General features: G+C 67.2%; 16 protein-coding genes. 6 read left to right on the forward strand and 10 right to left on the reverse strand.

The features are described from left to right. Nucleotides 1–34: 34 nt before the first annotated feature. On the reverse strand, nucleotides 35–772 hold the full coding sequence (locus MXA07_RS17310) for a carbonic anhydrase (RefSeq protein ID WP_247729841.1): 738 nt from the start codon (nucleotides 770–772) through the stop codon (nucleotides 35–37). Between the two features lie 150 nt (nucleotides 773–922). Between MXA07_RS17310 and serS the strand changes: the two genes are divergently transcribed. Further along, entirely contained in the window at nucleotides 923–2,296 is a 1,374-nt protein-coding gene (gene serS / locus MXA07_RS17315) for a serine--tRNA ligase (RefSeq protein ID WP_247729842.1), read from the forward strand. Between the two features lie 154 nt (nucleotides 2,297–2,450). Here serS and MXA07_RS17320 read toward each other — a convergent pair whose 3' ends face one another. Together MXA07_RS17320 and MXA07_RS17325 are read right to left on the reverse strand one after the other, a co-directional pair. Further along, complete coding sequence (locus tag MXA07_RS17320) at nucleotides 2,451–2,930, reverse strand: type II toxin-antitoxin system VapC family toxin (RefSeq protein WP_247729843.1); 480 nt, start codon at nucleotides 2,928–2,930, stop codon at nucleotides 2,451–2,453. Between the two features lie 9 nt (nucleotides 2,931–2,939). Then, a complete protein-coding gene (locus MXA07_RS17325; protein ID WP_247729844.1) occupies nucleotides 2,940–3,209 on the reverse strand; it encodes an AbrB/MazE/SpoVT family DNA-binding domain-containing protein in 270 nt (89 codons plus the stop codon). A gap of 287 nt (nucleotides 3,210–3,496) precedes the next feature. On the opposite strand from MXA07_RS17325, the gene MXA07_RS17330 reads away from it, so the two are divergent. Continuing rightward, a complete protein-coding gene (locus tag MXA07_RS17330; protein ID WP_247729845.1) occupies nucleotides 3,497–3,973 on the forward strand; it encodes an ester cyclase in 477 nt (158 codons plus the stop codon). A gap of 262 nt (nucleotides 3,974–4,235) precedes the next feature. On the opposite strand, the gene MXA07_RS17335 is transcribed toward MXA07_RS17330, so the two are convergent. Beyond that, nucleotides 4,236–5,084: a phosphosulfolactate synthase gene (locus tag MXA07_RS17335; protein WP_247729846.1), complete on the reverse strand. Its 849-nt coding sequence runs from the start codon at nucleotides 5,082–5,084 to the stop codon at nucleotides 4,236–4,238. A gap of 85 nt (nucleotides 5,085–5,169) precedes the next feature. Next, on the reverse strand, nucleotides 5,170–6,519 hold the full coding sequence (locus MXA07_RS17340; protein ID WP_247729847.1) for an MmgE/PrpD family protein: 1,350 nt from the start codon (nucleotides 6,517–6,519) through the stop codon (nucleotides 5,170–5,172). A 318-nt stretch (nucleotides 6,520–6,837) separates the two neighbouring features. Here MXA07_RS17340 and MXA07_RS17345 point away from each other — a divergent pair, with 318 nt between their 5' ends. Beyond that, nucleotides 6,838–7,500, forward strand: a complete 663-nt coding sequence (locus MXA07_RS17345) for an O-methyltransferase (protein ID WP_247729848.1) — start codon at nucleotides 6,838–6,840, stop codon at nucleotides 7,498–7,500. A 98-nt stretch (nucleotides 7,501–7,598) separates the two neighbouring features. Then, a complete protein-coding gene (locus MXA07_RS17350; RefSeq protein WP_247729849.1) occupies nucleotides 7,599–8,594 on the forward strand; it encodes a DUF4352 domain-containing protein in 996 nt (331 codons plus the stop codon). 179 nt (nucleotides 8,595–8,773) lie between these two features. Here MXA07_RS17350 and MXA07_RS17355 read toward each other — a convergent pair whose 3' ends face one another. The 4 genes from MXA07_RS17355 to MXA07_RS17370 all read right to left on the reverse strand — a co-directional run bounded on the left by MXA07_RS17355 (nucleotide 8,774) and on the right by MXA07_RS17370 (nucleotide 11,490). Beyond that, entirely contained in the window at nucleotides 8,774–9,184 is a 411-nt protein-coding gene (locus MXA07_RS17355) for a PIN domain-containing protein (protein ID WP_247729850.1), read from the reverse strand. 1 nt (nucleotide 9,185) lies between these two features. Further along, the gene (locus tag MXA07_RS17360; protein WP_247729851.1) at nucleotides 9,186–9,449 is read right to left on the reverse strand and encodes an AbrB/MazE/SpoVT family DNA-binding domain-containing protein; all 264 of its coding nucleotides are present in this window, start codon (nucleotides 9,447–9,449) and stop codon (nucleotides 9,186–9,188) included. 168 nt (nucleotides 9,450–9,617) lie between these two features. Then, nucleotides 9,618–10,895: an outer membrane protein assembly factor BamB family protein gene (locus tag MXA07_RS17365; RefSeq protein WP_247729852.1), complete on the reverse strand. Its 1,278-nt coding sequence runs from the start codon at nucleotides 10,893–10,895 to the stop codon at nucleotides 9,618–9,620. A gap of 94 nt (nucleotides 10,896–10,989) precedes the next feature. Next, complete coding sequence (locus MXA07_RS17370) at nucleotides 10,990–11,490, reverse strand: hypothetical protein (RefSeq protein WP_247729853.1); 501 nt, start codon at nucleotides 11,488–11,490, stop codon at nucleotides 10,990–10,992. A 328-nt stretch (nucleotides 11,491–11,818) separates the two neighbouring features. On the opposite strand from MXA07_RS17370, the gene MXA07_RS17375 reads away from it, so the two are divergent. After that, the gene (locus MXA07_RS17375) at nucleotides 11,819–13,681 is read left to right on the forward strand and encodes a hypothetical protein (RefSeq protein WP_247729854.1); all 1,863 of its coding nucleotides are present in this window, start codon (nucleotides 11,819–11,821) and stop codon (nucleotides 13,679–13,681) included. A 323-nt stretch (nucleotides 13,682–14,004) separates the two neighbouring features. On the opposite strand, the gene MXA07_RS17380 is transcribed toward MXA07_RS17375, so the two are convergent. Further along, complete coding sequence (locus MXA07_RS17380; protein WP_247729855.1) at nucleotides 14,005–14,292, reverse strand: amphi-Trp domain-containing protein; 288 nt, start codon at nucleotides 14,290–14,292, stop codon at nucleotides 14,005–14,007. A 209-nt stretch (nucleotides 14,293–14,501) separates the two neighbouring features. Here MXA07_RS17380 and MXA07_RS18215 point away from each other — a divergent pair, with 209 nt between their 5' ends. Beyond that, a complete protein-coding gene (locus MXA07_RS18215; RefSeq protein WP_282102529.1) occupies nucleotides 14,502–17,264 on the forward strand; it encodes a S8 family serine peptidase in 2,763 nt (920 codons plus the stop codon). The last annotated feature ends 107 nt before the right edge of the window (nucleotides 17,265–17,371 follow it).

A 17,371-nucleotide genomic window follows, 5' to 3' on the forward strand; every position in this document is an offset into this window, starting at 1 on the left:
CGCTATAACGCTGGCGACCGCGGCGTGCGGGCGGTCAGAGCAGGCTCTCGAGGGCGGCGTCGAACGTCGACCCGAGCGTCTCGCGAACCGTCTCGGGGGTCGCGTCCCGGATCGCCGTCGGTCCCGTGGTGCCGTCGAGGTTCACCAGGTACGTCCGGCCCAGGTCGTCGCCGTAGGTGCCGTGGAAGTCGTAGACGAAGCCGTACGCGGAGACGCGATCCGGCACCTCGGGCGCCTCGCGGAGGAAGTCGACCTGTTCGTGGACGTTGTACTCGACGAGCTGGTCGCGGACCGTCGCCTCGTCGACGCCGTCGGCCGGCGTCCCGTCGGGCGAGGCGTCGACGCGGGAATCGGCCAGCCCCGATTCGACGACCGGGACGAGCAGCTCGACGAGTTTCGAGACGCCCAGGGGGCGGGGCGCGGGTTCGCCGCGTGCGACGTCGTAGGCCGCGGTAACGGCTCCGCAACCGGTGTGGCCCACGACCGCGACCGTCTCGGTGCCGCAGTGGTGGATCGGGTAGAGCACGCTGCCGTTGACGATGCGTTCGCCCACGTCGGCGTCCCAGACCTGGTTGCCGATGTTACTCGGCGTGAAGTGCTCGCCCGGTCGGTCGACGGCCCACATCCCTTCCTGCGAGACCCGCGAGTCCGAGCAGCACATGGAGACGACGCTGGGTCGCTGTCCGTCTTGCACCGATTCGAGCGCGTCCCGAGGCGTGTTGGCGACGTGGTCGGCGTTGCCGGCGAGCAGATCACGGAGCGTCTCGTCCATACTCGACCGCTCGTACGGGGAGGCCATAACGGTTCGGCTCGTCGGCGAGCAGCCGACTGTCGAAGGAGCGCGGCGAGGGTCCGCGCGAGGCGGTCACGCCCGGCGTTCCGATACGGTTTTGCCCGGCGGCGAGAAACCCGTCGGCAACGAATGCTCGATCGGACCTACGTGCGCGAGAACCCCGATGAGGTACGGGCGGCCCTCGATCAGAAGGGCGTCGACTTCGACCTCGATCGCCTGCTCGCCGTCGACGAGGAGTGGCGCGAGCTCAAAGCTCGCGGCGACGACCTGCGCCACGAGCGCAATCAGGTGAGCCAGCGGATCGGCGAGCTCAAACGCGAGGGCGCCGAGGAGGAGGCCGAGGCGGCGATCGAGCGCTCGAACGAGCTCAAAGCGGAACTCGAGGAGATCGAGGACCGGGCCGACGTCCTCGAGACCGAACTCGAGGAGGGGCTGCTGCGGCTCCCCCAGATTCCGGCCGACGAGGTGCCCGTCGGGGCCGACGAGAGCGAGAACGTCGAGCGCCGGCGCGAAGGGTTCGACGACCTGCGCGAGCTGCCCGCGGAGATCGTCCCGCACTACGACCTGGGCGAGGACCTCGAACTCGTCGACTTCGAGCGCGGCGCGAAGGTCGCCGGCGGCGGGTTTCAGTTCCTCAAAGGCGACGGCGCTCGCCTCGAACACGCGCTGATCCAGTTCTTCCTCGACGTCCACCGCGAGAGCGGCTACGTCGACGTCTTCCCGCCGATCGCGGTCAACTCGGCCTCGATGCGGGGCACCGGCCAGTTCCCGAAGTTCACCGAGGACGCCTACCGCCTCGGCGCGGACAACGACGAGCCCTACGACGACGACGATCTCTGGCTGCTCCCGACCGCGGAGGTGCCGGTCACCAACATGCACCGCGACGAGATCTTCGTCGACGAGGACCTCCCGCTGAAGTACGTCGCGTACTCGCCGAACTTCCGGCGCGAGGCGGGCGAACACGGCACCGAGACCCGCGGCTACGTCCGCGTCCACCAGTTCAACAAGGTCGAACTCGTCAACTTCGTCCGCCCCGAGGAGAGTTACGACCGCTTCGAGGGCCTCCTCGCGGAGGCCGAGGAAGTCCTCCGGCGCCTCGAACTGCCCTACCGGATCCTCGAGATGTGCACCGGCGATCTGGGCTTCACGCAGGCGAAGAAGTACGACATCGAGGTCTGGGCGCCCGCCGACGACATGGAGGACGGCCCCGAGGAAGGCGGCCGCTGGCTCGAGGTTTCGTCGGTCTCGAACTTCGAGGACTTCCAGGCCCGTCGCGCGGGCATCCAGTACCGGCCAGAGCGCCACGAGTCGGCCGAGCACGTCCACACCCTCAACGGCTCGGGCGTCGCCCTCCCGCGCGTGATGGTCGCCATCATGGAGTACTACCAGAACGACGACGGCACCATCACCGTCCCCGAGGTCCTGCGGCCCTATCTGGGCGGGCAGGAGATCATCGAGGGGCACCAGTCGGTCGGCGAGAGTGCGTTAGGGAGTGACGATTGAGTGGGTGGCTGCGTCGCTCTCAGCCGTGTGAAGGTGAAATGTGCGTGTAGAGTGGGTAGGGGAGTGGACGGACGCGAATATCTCGGATGGGTCGGACCCGCAGTCGGTACGCAGGTGGCCTGGCTGTCAGGACGAGCCGATGTGGGGAGCTGGCTCATCCGTCGATGAGCGTCAGTTTCTCTCGTTTCTCGTCCGGGATCGGACTGACGTAGCGGGTGTCTTCCTCGTCACAGAGGTCGGCGAAGTCCTCGTCGGTCGTAATCAGGTAATCGGCCTCGTATTGCCGCGCGAGCGCGACGATGAGCGAATCGTAGACATCGTGATTCTGCTCGGCGCTGATCTCGTAGGCCTCTAGCAGCGTCGATTCGGTGGCGCCGATAATTCTGGCCGGACTGCGAACGAGCGATTGGACGGCGTTTCTGGCGGGGGCGTCGGCCACGCCAAAATTGCTCGTCATGAGATACTGCGCTCGTAACGGGTAATAATCGAACACGAGCAACACGTTCGGCCCGTCGAGGGCGTTCTGAATCCACGGATACACGTCACCGTGTGCGGGATGATCCTCCGTAAGCCCGATCGCGAGCACGTTCACGTCGGTGAGGATCGAAACTTCGGTCGGGAGCGACTCCGTCATCGGCCCCGGTCACTCCTCCATCGGGCCGAAGAGCGCTTCTCCGGCATCAGTCGGCGTCGTGCCTTCCCAGTCGTCCCGATCGGCGGTCGCCGTCTCTAGCTTCGAACTCGGGTTCGGGTTGACTTCGAGAACGGAACCGACCAACGTCGCCGGGATTTCGTCGTTCGATTCGATTCCCAACCGATCCCTGATCTCTTTCGGGAGCGTTACTCGCCCGCGGTCGTCTACCGTGAGCGTGAGTTCCTCTCCGTGGTTCGCTTCGTGGGAGGACTTTCCCATTTATGGATCTACAATACCCACTATTGCGTTGACATACAAAACGCTTGCGCCCCTGGGAGCCGTCGACACGCAACAAGATTTTCCGCCCGGTCTCCGGCACGAATTAGAACGCCGATCGGCGGGTGTGCGCGGCGATCCTTGACATCGACTCTGTGCGCGATCGGGCAAATTCGCCACTGACGGGGCACACTCATGTGAAAAGCGTTAACACACATCATGGAGTAGCGGAAGCTAGCGTTCTCTCGTCCGCGCCGACGACGAACAGAGAACGTAACGGGGAAGGAAAAATGGTCGAAGCAAACGTCACCGAAGCCGAACGGCTCGTCCGCGACTTCGTCGCCTGGGAGAACGGCGACGAATCGAAGATCGACGTCGTCTCCGAATCGCTCGACATGTACAATCCGGGCTTGCCGGGCGGGGAAGCCCACGACCGCGAGGCGGTCGCCGACTACCTGCACGAAAGCCGAACGGGGTTCCCAGACGTCAGGTTCACGATCGAGGAGCTGGCAAGCACCGGGAACGTCGTACTGGCAGAGTTGCGCGTGACAGGAACCCACAGGGGTTCGTTCAAGGGCATCCCGCCGACGGGTCGTCACGTGGAATTTGGGGCGATGGCGAAGTACGTCGTGGCGGACGATACCGTCGTGGAATGTCACATCCACTACGACACGCGGACGCTCGCCGACCAGCTCGGGTTGTCCTTTCCGGAGGTCATCGGTCAACTCCCGAAACTCGTCCGCGGAAAGCTGCAAACGTACAGGTGAGCGAGGAATGATCGCACCGACCACCAGCCGGTTCGTGCGGGCGTCGGGTGAGCGGACGAAACCCCGCGGCGAAACGCGCAACCGGGGCGTCTCGGCTCGTTCACTCACACCCATCCTTCTTGGGATCGTCGTGCTTTCGATTCTCGTATCGATCGTCGCCGTGATCCGAATCAGCTTTCGGCCTCGCCGAGAGTGTTGAGACGATCGTCGCGATCGTCTCCCCGGCGGTCGGCACTCCATCGCGAGGGGCGCCGTCCCGCGCTCACGCGTCCTCCTCGCGATCGCCCGTCCAGGTGACGGTCCGGCCCCAGGTGGTCGCCTTCCCCCAGAGGCCCGAGCGCATGCACTCCAGTTCGACGATCTGGGAGTTGTCGACGAACAGGTTGACCTCGGGCCCGAAGTTCTTGACGTACCACTCGAACATCTCGGGTCCGGGGGCCTCGAACACGAGGTTCTCGATCCCGAGCTCGTTCGCGATCCGGTAGGCGACGTCGGTCCGCCACTCGAGGACCTCCTCGGTGATCCCCTCGGCTTCGACCATCAGGAGCTCGGCGCCCGCGTCCAGGTGGCGACGACCCTCCTCGATGGCCTGCTCGGGATCCTGCTGGCCCTGCTCTTCGAGGATCTCGGGGTCGGTCGCGCCGCCGGCGCCGAACTGGACGTTGATCTCCGGTTTCGGCTGTATCTCGTAGTCCCGGGCGACGGTCTCCGTCAGCCGCACCACGTCGTCGGTTCCGATGGCGAGGAAGCCGCTCGATAGTTCGACGATGTCGAACCCGAGCCGTTCGGCCTCCTCGAAGTACCGCTCGACTTTGTCGTTGTCGCGGATCAGTACGTTCTCGACGAAGCCGCCGGTCGAGACCCTCACGTCGTACTCGTGGCAGATATCGATCAGCTCGCGGACGGCGTCCTCTGGCATCAGCGCGAACGAACCGCCGCTGAACTTGTAGATGTCCACCCAGCGGCCCATCGTCTCGAGGATGTCGCGCAGCTCCCGGGGACCCATCGGGTCGTAGTACGGGCCGCGGATCTCGGTGATCCCCTTCTCCCTGGGCTTTTCCTCCCGCTCGTTGAACGACAGGAAATCGAACGCTCGGTCTGTCTCGGGCATGGGAATCCCGACCACGAGCAGCACCAAAACGCTGTCAGGGTCTGCGGTGGCCCCGACGTCCGGTCGCCGGTCGCGCGACCGACCGTCAGGCCAGCAGCGCGGTCAGGTCCGATACGTCGTGGGCCTCCAGGTTGCGCACCGTCCGGACGATCTCGTCCCGCTCGCCGGTCGACAGGTACTCGCCGGCCACGCCGTCGAACTTCTCCTCGAGACCCGCCCAGCCGATCGGATCGCTGGGGTGGCCACGGAAGGCGTCCTTCTCGACGCGGTAGGTCGTGCCGTCGTCCATCGTGACGTCGACGATCGCCGGCATCTCGCCGTTCTCGAAGCGCTCGGTGAGTTCGGGGTCCGCGGTCACGTCGACCACCCGGAGGAGGTCCTGGACGTCCGCCGCGAGGATGCGGTCGCGCTCGTACTGGGAAAGCGAGAGGTCCCGATCGACGAGCGCCGCCGCGAGCATGTACGGCAGGGAGTGATCCGCCTGGGCCCGGTTCTCGACCTCGTAGCGGTTGCCCTCGCCGCCGCCGATGATCAGCTTCGCGCCGGCGAACGTCTCGAGCTTGATCCCCGCGACGTCGTCGGGGTCGATGGCCTCGCGCTCGGCGAGTTCCACCACGCCCTCGACGGCGGACTGGGCGTAGGTCTCGGCGACGTAGCGCTTGGTCATCACGTCGTGGACGCGCTCGCCCGGCGTCAGGTCGACCTCGAAGGGGCCCGAGATGACCTCCTGCCACCCCCGCTGGCCCTCGAAGAGGTCGCGCGGGCCGTCCATCCCGTTCCCGGCGAGCATCGCGGCGTAGGTCGCGTTGCGCGCCGCGTTCGCCGAGGCGATGCCCTTCCACTCGTTGATCCCGCCGGTGCGAGTCACCCGCAGCGCGTTGTGGGCCGTCCCGGCGATGGCGATGGCGTTCTGGGTCTCCAGCTCGTCGAGGCCGAGCAGCGTCGCGACGCCGGCGGCGGCCGCGATCACCGTGTGGGTGACGTGGTCGAAGCCCTCGTCGCGAACGGGCGCGTTCCAGGCCAGCTCCCCCTGGATCTCGTAGGCGACCGCGAGCCCGGCGAGGAGGTCTGCACCCGTGCGCTCGGCGTACTCGCCGGCGGCGACGGCGGCCGCGATGGTGTCGCTCGGGTGCGGCGTCTCGCCGGGCGCGAGGAACGAATCCATGTAATCGAGGTACCGGGTGAGCGCGGTGTTGTGCATCGCCGCCTGGACCGGCGAAGCACCGCGATCGCGCCCCCAGAGCGTACAGGGGCCGCCGTCCTCGAGGTCCGTCACCGTCCGGTAGACCACCTCCGTCGGGTCCGCCTCCTCGGCGGCGATCGCGATCGCGATCGAGTCGAGGACGCGACGCTTCAGCGCGTCGCGAACGTCCTCCGAGAGGTCCTCGTACGCGGTCTCCTGGACGAAGCGGGCGAGATCGAGCGTCGTCGTCATGGCCGCGACTCCCACGACCGGCGTGAAACCGCTTTGCATCGTCCCCGCCCGGCTTCACCCCGACTCGTCCGGGGGCCGATGCACCCGGTATCGCCGGCCCGTCGAGCGGCCGACCCGGGCGGGGCCGCCGGCCAGTCGAGCGGCCGACCCGGGCGGGGCCGCCGGCCAGTCGAGCGGTCGCCCCGGGCGGGGCCGCCGGCCAGTCGAGCGGTCGCCCCGGGCGGGGCCGCCGGCCAGTCGAGCGGTCGCCCCGGTCGATCCCGCCGGCCCGACGCCGAAGTCACACCGCTTATGGCGCTCTCCACCCTCCGCTCGCGCATGCCTCGCTACATCGACGAGTCGGCCGAGCGATACGTTCGGGCGGTCGGCCCCGACCACGACGAGACCCACGCGGCGATGGCCGCTTTCGCCGACGAACACGACTTTCCGATCATCGGGCCCGTCGCGGGCGGCGTCCTCCGTTCGTACGCCGCCGCACGCCGCGCCGAGCGCGTCTTCGAGTTCGGTTCGGGCTTTGGCTACTCCGCCTACTGGCTCCTCCAGGGAATGGCCGACGACGGCGAAATCGTCCTCACCGAACTCGACGCCGAAGAACTCGAGAAAGGCGAGGAGTTTCTCGCCGACGCCGGCGAAGCCGACCGGGCGACGTTCGAACGCGGCGACGCGCTCGAGATCGCCCAGGAGTACGACGGACCGTTCGACGTCGTCCTGATCGACCACCAGAAGTCGCGCTACGCCGACGCGTTCGAGCTGATCCGCGAGAAACTCGCACCCGGCGGCGTCGTCATCGCGGACAACGTGCTCTACGGCGGGCACGACTACCACGACAGCCTGGCGTACGTCGAGGGCGACGGCGAGTTACCCGACGACGAGAACGCCCGCGGGATCGTCCGGTACCTCGAGACGGTCCGGTCGGCCGATGGCTTTCAGACGTCGGTCATTCCCGTCGGAAGCGGGCTCGCGGTGACGGTTCGAGCGTAGCGCGAGGCGTCGACCCGCCGCAGCGTGATCGTCGGCCACGCCGATTGAATCAAATTTAGTTAGCCTTATTAATCGTCTGTGAAATTTAAATGTAAGGCATGGATAGGCGACAGTACCTCGGAGTTTCGAGTGCCGTAGTCGCAGGAATACTGGGTGGCTGTAGTACGGGCGGCGGGTCGGACGACTCGACAGATGGCGACGGGACCGACGGTGGGGCCGACGAATCGGACGACGGGGCCGATTCCGGCGGCGAGGGGCGTCCCGATTTGGGCGACGAGCCGCTCGAGATGGACGAGGCGGTGGTCTTCTACACCGAAGATGGGAGCGAAGAACTCGCGTTCTGGCTGGGCGAGCCCGAGTTCACACCCGCCCTCGTCACCGACCGGCGCGAACAGGGGATCATCTCGTCCGATCACCCGGACGGGGCGTTCTTCCTGACCGTCGAGGTCGGCCTCGAGAACACCGGCGACGGTGCGGTCGACATGCCCTCGGGCGTCGATCTCACCGTCGACGGACAGACCTACAGTCACGTGCGGACCGCCCTCGCCGACGAGTACGATCCGTTCGCGGAGATCCAGCCCGGCGAGACGGTGACCCAGACGCTCGTCTTCGACGTCCCGGACGTCTCGGAGACGGGCCGGCTGGCGGTCGAGTGGGGCCGGCTGGACACCGCCACGGCCGAGTGGGCGATCGACCTCGGGTCGGTCGAGCGACGCTCGCTCGGCCTCGACGCGATCGAACCGACCGAGCGCGTGACGGTCGGTACCGACGCCGTCCAGTACACCCTCTCCGTCGAGGACGTCGCGGAACGGACCGACGAGGATGACAAGCAGTCCGTCCACGTGACGCTGCGAGCGGCGAACACCGGCCAGGTGGTGGCCCAGGACCCGACGCTCCGGGGGGTGAGGCTGCACGCCGACGGCGAGTCGTACGAACCGGTCGCGTACGACGGCGACGACGCATACGCGGTCGAGGAGCTGGCACCCGGCGACGTTGCGACCGGCATCCTCGCGTTTCAGGTGCCCGCCACGGCCGAAGACTATCGGTTCCGGATCCAGCTGACGATGGAGCTGGCGGCAACCTGGGAGTTGTGAGGTTGCGGTGCCACCTCGCTACGCTGGACGTTCTCCGTTCGGACGGTCGCCTCGAAACCGCGCCGAGCTGGAGCGCGGCGAGGGATTGCCGTCGGTACCATGGAATCTCACTCCCGACGTGCGCTGTGTGAACGGCGCACCTACCGTTGCGGAGTGTAAAAGCGGGTTGCCCGTCGCCGCTAGAGAACGATCGTTTCGACTTCCTCGACGTCGACGAAGTCAGGATCGCCGGTATAGAGCGTCCCACAGTCGTCGTGGAGGCTGGCTGTTGCGACGTGAATCGCGTCCGCGTACGAGAGTTCGCACGTTCCTCGTTCGTAATATTTGTATCGGAGATCCGCCGCGTGAGATGCGATCTCGTCGATCAGCGGCATACTTTCGATCTCGGTCGACTGCATCAGGATGTCGACTGCCTCCGCGGCGCGCTCTCGCCTCTCGACAGATTGTATGCGGTAGCGGACCTCTGCAACCACTGTGGGTGCGATGAGCCCACCTTCAGTCGCCGCCTCGCGTATCACCGCCTCCGCATCCGCGGACGAATCGCCGTCCAAGAGGTATTCGAGCCAGATCCACGAATCAAGAAAGTCCATCTCAGTTCGCTCCGTCGAGATGGTCGCTCCAGGTGCGTTTCGACGCCTCGCGCATTTCGTCTAGATCGACGTCGTCCGCATCGAGTCGTTCTTTGAGCGATCGTAGCGCCTCCATCGTCGATTCTTTCGGTCGAACGGTTATCGCGCCGGTATCGTCGAGAACGAATTCGACTTCGGATCCCGGGTCGAGTTCGAGTTTCTCTCGTATTTCCTTCGGAATCGTTACCTGCCCTTTGCTGGTGACCGTGGCGTCCTTTGTGATCATCAGTTCTCTTACGCAACAATGGGTTCCTTACTAATTAGATTTTTCCTTACACCAGACGGCGCCATTGCCCTGACTGGGGGCAACCGGTGATCACGCTCGACGAGGGCGAAGCACTCTGGAAGTAGTCGTCAACGGGCATGGACAATTCGGAATACGATCGATATCGCCTCAGGCCGCAACCAACCTGTACGCGCCGCCGTCCGTGTCGCCGCCGTCCGGATCGGGAGCGCGCTCGGCGTAGTAGATCGCGCCGTCGTGGACCAGCGGCGTGGACGTGACGACGCCGTCGTGATCGACGTGCCAGCGCTCGTCGCCGGTGTCGGAGTCGACCGCGTAGAGCGTCTGGTCCTTCGAGCCGAAGACCACGGTGTCGGCACAGACCGTGATCGAGCCGGTCAGGGGCCGACCCGTCTGGTACTGCCACTCGATGTCGCCGTCGTCGGCATCGAGCGCGTAGCAGTTCCCGTCGTGACTGCCGGCGAAGACGAGGTGGCGAACCGGATCGACGCCGGGGCCCGTCATGGAGAGGCCGCCGGTCTCGAGGTGCCAGTCCTCGGTCCCGTCCTCGAGGTCGACGCGATAGATGCGCTCGTCCCAGGAGCCGAAGAACGCGCCGCCGTCGTAGGTCGCGATCGGGCCCTTGATCTCGCCCTTCGTGCCGTTGTCGGGCTCGGTGTCGAACGTCCAGACGTGTTCGAGCGAGGGGTACTCCCAGCCGTAGAGGCTGCCGTCGTTCGAGCCCAGCACCATCCGGCCCGTCTTGGGGTCGATCGCCGGCGTCGAGTGCGGGTGATCCGTCGGGAGGTGGTTTGGATCCTCCCAGAGCACGTCGCCCGTCTCGGGATCGAGCGCGAACGTGCTCCCCTCCGGGTCGGCGTACTCGACCGCCACGAAGAGGCGCTCGCCGTCGTGCTTCGGACTCGAGCCGATCGACCCGCCCAGCTCCTCCGCCCAGACGGGATCGCCGGTCTCGACGTCGAACGCGTAGCAGACGCCGTCGTACGCGCCGATGTAGACGCGCCCGTCTGCGACGACCGGCGTGCCGTGGATGCCCCGGCCGTCCATGTCGGTCTCGGCGCGCCACAGCTCCTCGCCGTCGCTCGAGAGCGCTCGCAGGAGGCCGTTGTCGCCGCCGATGACGACGCCGTCGTCGGGCAGGGGGACCGCGCTCGCCTTCGCCGCGGTGTGAGTGCCCGTGTTCACTTCCGGGACTCGCCAGTCCCGTTCGACCGTCGACGGCACCGTCGCATCGGGTTCGTAGCCCCAGTTCTCGAGCGAGCGACGGAACTGTCGGACGCCCTCGGGTCGCGTCTGCTCGTCGGGCTCGCCCGAGGCGCCGCGGACCGGCGTCCCCGGATCCTGCGGGAGCTGACAGCCGGCCAGCGCGGCAAGCCCGGAGACCGTCGTCGCCTGCAGGACAGTCCGCCGAGAAACCTTTCGCGTCATTGCCCGAACGCTCTCACCCGACCCGTATCTGTCTTTCCCACTTGGTCACCGGCACTCGTCGTTACGTCGGCTATCCGACGCCCGGATTTCCGATCTATATCGGCGGCCCCCGATCGTCCGTCCCGTCCGATCGGATCGCCTCGATCGAGTCGTCGATCTCCGCGACCGCCAGCTGGACGAAGCGCTCCGCCGGTAACCCCGGGGTGACGTCGACCGTCACCATCGCGTCGCAGTCGTCGACGATCTCGGGCGCCCACCAGCCCCGCGCCAGCTTCGAGACGTCCGTGACGACCGCTTCCGCCCGGATCGCTTCCTCGTCGTCCGGGCCGTCTGCGGCCTCGTCGTCCGTTCCGTTCGCGCCGTCCGCGCCGCTGGCCGTTTCGTCCGTCCCGACGTCGTTCGTCTCGTCTGCTCCGTCCGCTGTCGGCTGGACGGTGACGAAGGCCGTCGCCCGATTCCACAGCTGGGCCGGGCTGGTCGTCACCTCCGCGTAGAGGTCCGCCAGTTCCGTCTCCTGGACGGACTCGGTTTGGATCTCCTCGCGAAGCCGCTCGAGCGCGGCGATCTTGGTCTCCGCAGGCACGCCATCGGTCACGCGCGATCCCTCCGGTAGCGCCGCATCATACACACCGCCTGTGAGTTCGCCACGGCCCTAACGCTTGGGCTTCCCGACCGGCCGCGCGCCTCGCTCGTCACCGCCCGATCGAGCGTCCCGGCGGAGGCGAACCGGGTCGCTCGATCGAAGATATCGTTCCGTCGAGCGGGAATTCTCAGTATACCAACAGTGCGCTGCGGCTATTTCATTTTCCATAAAAATTACTGGAGCGTAATTATTTTTATTCGCGTTTAGGAATGGTTGTATATAGTAGGAGTGCGATCGGTATGGTGTCAGCCATCGATTCCCACGGCTGGCGGAGACTACCATGCACTACCAATTCACCGGTCGGCTGTGTGTTCGTCCGTGTCCCGAACTGACTCGCCCGCTCGCGGGGTCGACGATCGTCCTCTATCGGCCGGATGAGGACCTCGACCCGGCGCTGGCCGCCGCCCGTCCGAAGCGGAGCTTCGACGCGGTGTCGCCGGCCCAAGACGACCTCCCGGCGATCGGCGACGCCGAGATCGACGAGGGAGGACGCTTCGAGGTGTCGATCGACGAGAAAGCTTACGACGGCGGCCCGGTCGTGATCGCCGTCCTCGTCGACGATCCCGCGGGGCGCGAGGACGTCTCGCCCGTCGAGCACGCGATCACGGTCCACGAACCCGAGTGGGAGGAGTCGGAGACCGGGCAGATCGCTCGGTGGGAGTACTGCCTCACCGAGAAGCAGTGGTGTCACGTCCTCGAGCAGCTGTCGTGCCGGATGGTCTGTGGTCGGGTGCTCGACTGCGGTGCCCAGGAAGAGACCCCGATCCCCGGGGTGACCGTCCGCGCCAGGGACGCCGACATCGTCCAGCACGAAGCGCTCGGATCGGCCGTTACGGCCGGCGACGGCGGCTACACCATCTACTACACCGAGTCGGATTTCGAGGAGGTGCCGCCGCCGTTCCTGCCGGTCGAACTGACGCACGGACCGGACCTGTTCTTCGAGGTGGAGACCGCCGGCGGCGACCCGCTCCTCGAGGAGGGTCCGTCGGACGGTCGCGAGCCAGGCCGGGAGGACGTCGGCCGGTGCGCCCACGCCGACCTCTGCGTCGACCTCCCGGGGGAGGCAGCCCAGATGGCCTGGTTCAGCGTCGGGAGCGCGTTCGACGTCCCGGACGCGGACTCGCTCAACGACTTCGACGCCGCGGGCTACGCCGGCGCGAAGAAGTGGGCGCTGTTCGGAACCCTCTCGATGCGAGGCAACACGCCGTCGGTGACCGATCCGGATTACGACGACGTCCAGTACCGCTTCCGCTTCGCCGAATCGACCGCGGAAAACGACGACCCGGCGATGGACGAGGCCGCGTTCACCGATGCGGTCGGCGACATCGATAACGCCGACGCCTTCCGGCGGACGAAGATCGGCGTGGCCGTCCGGTACGCCCCCTTCGACTTCTTCCCCGTCCACGCGCGACAGGCCGACGTCGACGAGGACGGCTGGCTGAGCGTCGACAGCGCGCTGTCGAACTCCGCGCCGGACGACGTCGACCCCGCGGCCTACGAGTTCTACGACAACGACTCGCTCATGCGCGTCGACACGACCGCACTCACCACTCAATCGAACCCCGCCGACGCGTCGGTCGATCCGGGCGACCCGTTCCCGGCCGACGAGACGGTCGACGTCGAGCGCTTCGCAGTCCGGTTCGAGGCCCGGGTCGTCGAGTCCGACGGCTCCGTCACGCCCGTCCCGGCCAGCGGCCAGACGCTCAACCGCGCCGTCGTCGACAACAGCGGGACCTTCGGCGCCCTCGAGATCGCGGAACTCGCGGGCGACTCCTGCGACCCGATCACGACCGACGGCGTCACGGCCGCCTACACGATCTACCACCCGCACCCGGGCAGCGCCCAGCTCCGGCTGATCGCTAACGACGAGGACGAGACCGACGCCAGCGCCTGGACCGAGATCGACGACCCGGCCGGGACGTCCGAACTGTCGTTCGTCCGCGGCGAAGAGAGCGGAGCCGATCTGTTGGCACTCGACGGGGAGTCGTACAACGGCTCGCTCGACGTCTCGGGCGAGGTATCCAGGCCGTGTACGTACATGCTCGAGTTGCGCACCCAGCGCCGGCTCCACAACGGCAACACGGCCGCCGATTCAGGCTGGCAGACCCACCGGCTGGTGGCGTTTCACGCCGAGGAACCGTGAGTAGCGAGGATTGAGCGAACGGCGCAGTCGTGAGCGAAATCCTCGGTATCGCGAGCGGGGAGGAACGACCCGCGAGCAGCGAGATTCGGAGCGTGCGCGGTTCAGAGCGAACGGCGCAGTCGTGAGCGAAAATCCTCGGTATCGCGAGCGGATCCGACACGCACTCCGACTGTACGACGATCTCTCGACGCAGGCCGCCGCTGCAGTCGGCGACGCCCCAGGACACGCCGACCGACGATGCCGCCTGCAACGGACGGCACCGGTCCCGACGCCCATCGACGGCCGTATCGACGGATCCACGATCGAGTGTGCACAGGAGGCGTTCACTCGATCCGGAGGTCGCCGTCACCGCCGGAGTCGTCCGTCGCGTCTTCGGGCCACTCGAGTTCGAACTCGACGCTCAACTCGCCGGGACCGTCGGTCGGCCCCTCGCGTTCGGCTTTGACCTCGAACGTCGGCTTGGCGGGCGGTTCCATCGTGACCGACTCGTTCCCCGCGCTCAGCGTGATCGCCTCTCCGGCGTCCAGCTTGTCGGCGATCGATCGGAGGGTGGCCGCGACGTCAGCTCGTGACTGTCGGGATTCGGACTTGAACAGCACTTCTTCGGGCATGCTTCGATAGAGGCGTCCTCGACGTATGAACCGTCCGGTCCGTATGTGTCAGGTCGAACGGCCCAATTGAACACGATAAAGGTTTCATTTCTGGATCAAATAACCATAGATTCTTGTAATCAAATATTGGAATCACGGACTGTCACGCCAGATTGGCACCCTCAGGGCGGCCGACGGTGCCGGTGGCCGTGACTTCCTGGCTGAGAGTCATGACACGGAATACAGACGCCGACGACGGAACGTATCGACTCGATCGCCGATCCGCCATGAAATTGGCGAGCGTCGCGGGCCTCGGAGCGGTGTTCGGGACCGTCTCCAGCTCCGGCGAGGAGGCGCCAGCGCCGATCGACCCGGGTCGCGAACCGCCGTGGGACGATCGCGAGTCGGCGTCCGATCGCTGGGCGCGCGACCGGTGGTTCGTCGCGTTCGAGGGTGAACCGCGGGTTCGCGGCGGGGATCCAACCGCCCGAGCGAACGAGCGGGCCCGGTTCCGCGCCGACGTGCGAGCCGAGGGCCTGGACGTGGCCGAGCGCCGCGACTTCACCCGCCTGTGGAACGGTCTCTCGGTGACCGCCGACCTCGGCGACGCCGTGGCGATGACGGCGCTCGATAGCGTCGAGGCGGTCTACCCGGTCGCGATCGTCGACCGGCCGGACCCCGAGGACGCGGAACTCATGCTGGAGACCGCCCTGTCGATGACGGGAGCCGACGTCGCGCAGTCCGAACTCGGCCTGACGGGCGAGGGCCTCTCGGTCGCGGTGGTCGACACCGGCGTCGACTACAACCACCCCGACCTGGGCGGGAGCGGCGACGAGTCGGTCGTCTACACCGCCGAGAGCGCGGACGACCGGACGCTGACCGGCCCCGACGGCGAAGCGCATCCGCGAATCAGTCACGGCTGGGACTACGTCGGCGCCGGATTCGACCCGAGCGATCCGGGAGCCGACGAACCCGATCCGGACCCCGACCCGATGGATCCGCAGGGCCACGGCACGCACGTCAGCGGCATCGTGGGCGCCGACGCGGCCGACGACGAGGGGGTGACGGGCGTCGCGCCCGAGGCCACCCTCGGCGCGTACAAGATCTTCGACACGGGCTCGAGCACGGCCGACGTCATCGTTGCCGCGCTGGAGGACGCCCACGCGGACGGGATGGACGTCGTGAACATGTCGCTCGGGGCGAGCCTGCAGTGGGGTCAGGCGTACCCGACGACGGCGGCGAGCAACGAACTCGTCTCGCAGGGCGTCGCGGTCGTCAACTCCGCCGGGAACGACGCCGACCTCGGCGCCTGGAGCATGAGCGCGCCGGCGAACGCCCACGACGTGATCAGCGTCGCCAGCGCCGAGAACACGCATCTCACGGCCACCGGCTTCGGGGTCGACGCGCTGGAGGATCCCGTTCCCTATCTCGAACTCTCCGGGGCGGAACTGCCGCCGACCGAGGGCGAATCCGCCTCGCTGGCGCTGCCGGCCGAGAGCGAGATGGGCGGCGAGACGGGCTACTTCGGCTGCGACCCAACCGACTTCGAGGACTTCCCCGCGGACCACGTCGCCCTGATCGAACGGGGCCACTGCGCGTTCGCCCAGAAGTACCAGAACGCCGTCGAAGCGGGCGCGACGGGCGTCGTCATCTTCAACAACGTCGCCGGGCTGTTCAACGGGACGATCCAGGACGCCGGCGTCGAGGGCGTCTGGGGCGCGGCCGTTAGCGACGCCGACGGGGCGGCGCTGGTCGACCTGCTGGAATCGGGCGAGACGGTCACCCTCACGTTCACCGACGAGGAGGTGACGGTCCCGAACCCGAACGGCGGCTTGCTATCGTCCTTTTCCTCGTACGGGCAGGACGTCGAACTCGCCTTCGGCCCGAGCGTCACCGCCCCCGGCGGGCTGATCACGTCGACCTACCCGCTGGCACAGGGCGGCTACGCCATGCTCTCGGGCACGTCGATGGCCGCGCCGCACGTCGCGGGAAGCGTCGCGTTGTTGCTCGAAGCCGAGCCCGACCTCGACCCGATCGACGTCCGCGACCGCCTGCAGAACCTCGCCGAACCGCAGCCGTGGTCGCTCGCGCCCGACACCGGTTACCTCGATCACTCGTTCCGGCAGGGGGCGGGCATGCTCCAGATCGACGACGCGATCACTGCGGACCAGCGTCTCGCGCCGGGCCAGCTCTCGCTTGGCGACGGCACGGAGACCGACGCGACGGTCACCCTCACCAACGAGGGCGAGACCGACGTCACGTACGAACTCGGCCACGAGGGAACCGTCGGCACCGCCGTCAACACCTTCTCGCCCAGCTTTTTCCTGCCCGGCAGCGCGCTCGATGGTCCGGAGACCGTGACCGTCCCCGCCGGCGGATCGATCTCGGTCGACCTGACGATCACCGCACCGGACAACGGATTGCCGAACCACCAGTACGGCGGCTACGTCACGTTCACCCCGACCGACGACGACCACGACGCCCTCCGGGTCCCCTACAGCGGCTACGAGGGCGACTACCAGGACCTCCCGCTGTTCGGCTACTACGAGTACGTCGACGGCGAGGCCGTCTTCGTCGAACGGGAGCCACGCCTCCAGCAGTCCATCGACCGGATCGTCGACGGCGAGGCCGTCGCCGTCGTCGAAGCCTTCTTCGGTCACTTCCCGCAGGAACTGCGGCTCACGGCCGAGCACGAGCGGACCGGACACACGTTCACCGTCCTCGAACAGTCCTACGTCTCGCGAAGTCCCGACCCCGAGACCTACACCGAGTACGTCTGGGACGGCCGGACGGCGGCCGGCGAGAGCGACAACCGACGACCCGTCCCGAAAGGTCGGTATACCCTGACCCTCGAGGCGCTCCGCACCCTCGGCGATCCCGAGAATCCCGAGCACTGGGACACCTGGGAGTCGCCATCGTTCTACGTCTCGCCGCCAGGCCAGCGCGCGCCAGGGAGTGGGCGTTCGAGTTCCGGGGTACCCGCCGACGAGTGATCGGCTAGTCGGCTGGTTCGCTCCGGTACTGCGTTTCCCATCCGGTCGATTGCTCCTTGGTCGACATCCCTACCGATCGTCGCGCAACTCCTTTGTACACACAAATA

Source organism: Halovivax limisalsi (assembly GCF_023093535.1).
GTDB lineage: Archaea > Halobacteriota > Halobacteria > Halobacteriales > Natrialbaceae > Halovivax > Halovivax limisalsi.

What these genes read in the sequence shown, in the direction of transcription:
- MXA07_RS17310 (WP_247729841.1), bottom strand. Translation starts at nt 772, where the DNA reads ATGGACGAGACGCTCCGTGATCTGCTCGCCGGCAACGCCGACCACGTC.
- serS (WP_247729842.1), top strand. Translation starts at nt 923, where the DNA reads ATGCTCGATCGGACCTACGTGCGCGAGAACCCCGATGAGGTACGGGCG.
- MXA07_RS17320 (WP_247729843.1), bottom strand. Translation starts at nt 2,930, where the DNA reads ATGACGGAGTCGCTCCCGACCGAAGTTTCGATCCTCACCGACGTGAAC.
- MXA07_RS17325 (WP_247729844.1), bottom strand. Translation starts at nt 3,209, where the DNA reads ATGGGAAAGTCCTCCCACGAAGCGAACCACGGAGAGGAACTCACGCTC.
- MXA07_RS17330 (WP_247729845.1), top strand. Translation starts at nt 3,497, where the DNA reads ATGGTCGAAGCAAACGTCACCGAAGCCGAACGGCTCGTCCGCGACTTC.
- MXA07_RS17335 (WP_247729846.1), bottom strand. Translation starts at nt 5,084, where the DNA reads ATGCCCGAGACAGACCGAGCGTTCGATTTCCTGTCGTTCAACGAGCGG.
- MXA07_RS17340 (WP_247729847.1), bottom strand. Translation starts at nt 6,519, where the DNA reads ATGACGACGACGCTCGATCTCGCCCGCTTCGTCCAGGAGACCGCGTAC.
- MXA07_RS17345 (WP_247729848.1), top strand. Translation starts at nt 6,838, where the DNA reads ATGCCTCGCTACATCGACGAGTCGGCCGAGCGATACGTTCGGGCGGTC.
- MXA07_RS17350 (WP_247729849.1), top strand. Translation starts at nt 7,599, where the DNA reads ATGGATAGGCGACAGTACCTCGGAGTTTCGAGTGCCGTAGTCGCAGGA.
- MXA07_RS17355 (WP_247729850.1), bottom strand. Translation starts at nt 9,184, where the DNA reads ATGGACTTTCTTGATTCGTGGATCTGGCTCGAATACCTCTTGGACGGC.
- MXA07_RS17360 (WP_247729851.1), bottom strand. Translation starts at nt 9,449, where the DNA reads ATGATCACAAAGGACGCCACGGTCACCAGCAAAGGGCAGGTAACGATT.
- MXA07_RS17365 (WP_247729852.1), bottom strand. Translation starts at nt 10,895, where the DNA reads ATGACGCGAAAGGTTTCTCGGCGGACTGTCCTGCAGGCGACGACGGTC.
- MXA07_RS17375 (WP_247729854.1), top strand. Translation starts at nt 11,819, where the DNA reads ATGCACTACCAATTCACCGGTCGGCTGTGTGTTCGTCCGTGTCCCGAA.
- MXA07_RS17380 (WP_247729855.1), bottom strand. Translation starts at nt 14,292, where the DNA reads ATGCCCGAAGAAGTGCTGTTCAAGTCCGAATCCCGACAGTCACGAGCT.
- MXA07_RS18215 (WP_282102529.1), top strand. Translation starts at nt 14,502, where the DNA reads ATGACACGGAATACAGACGCCGACGACGGAACGTATCGACTCGATCGC.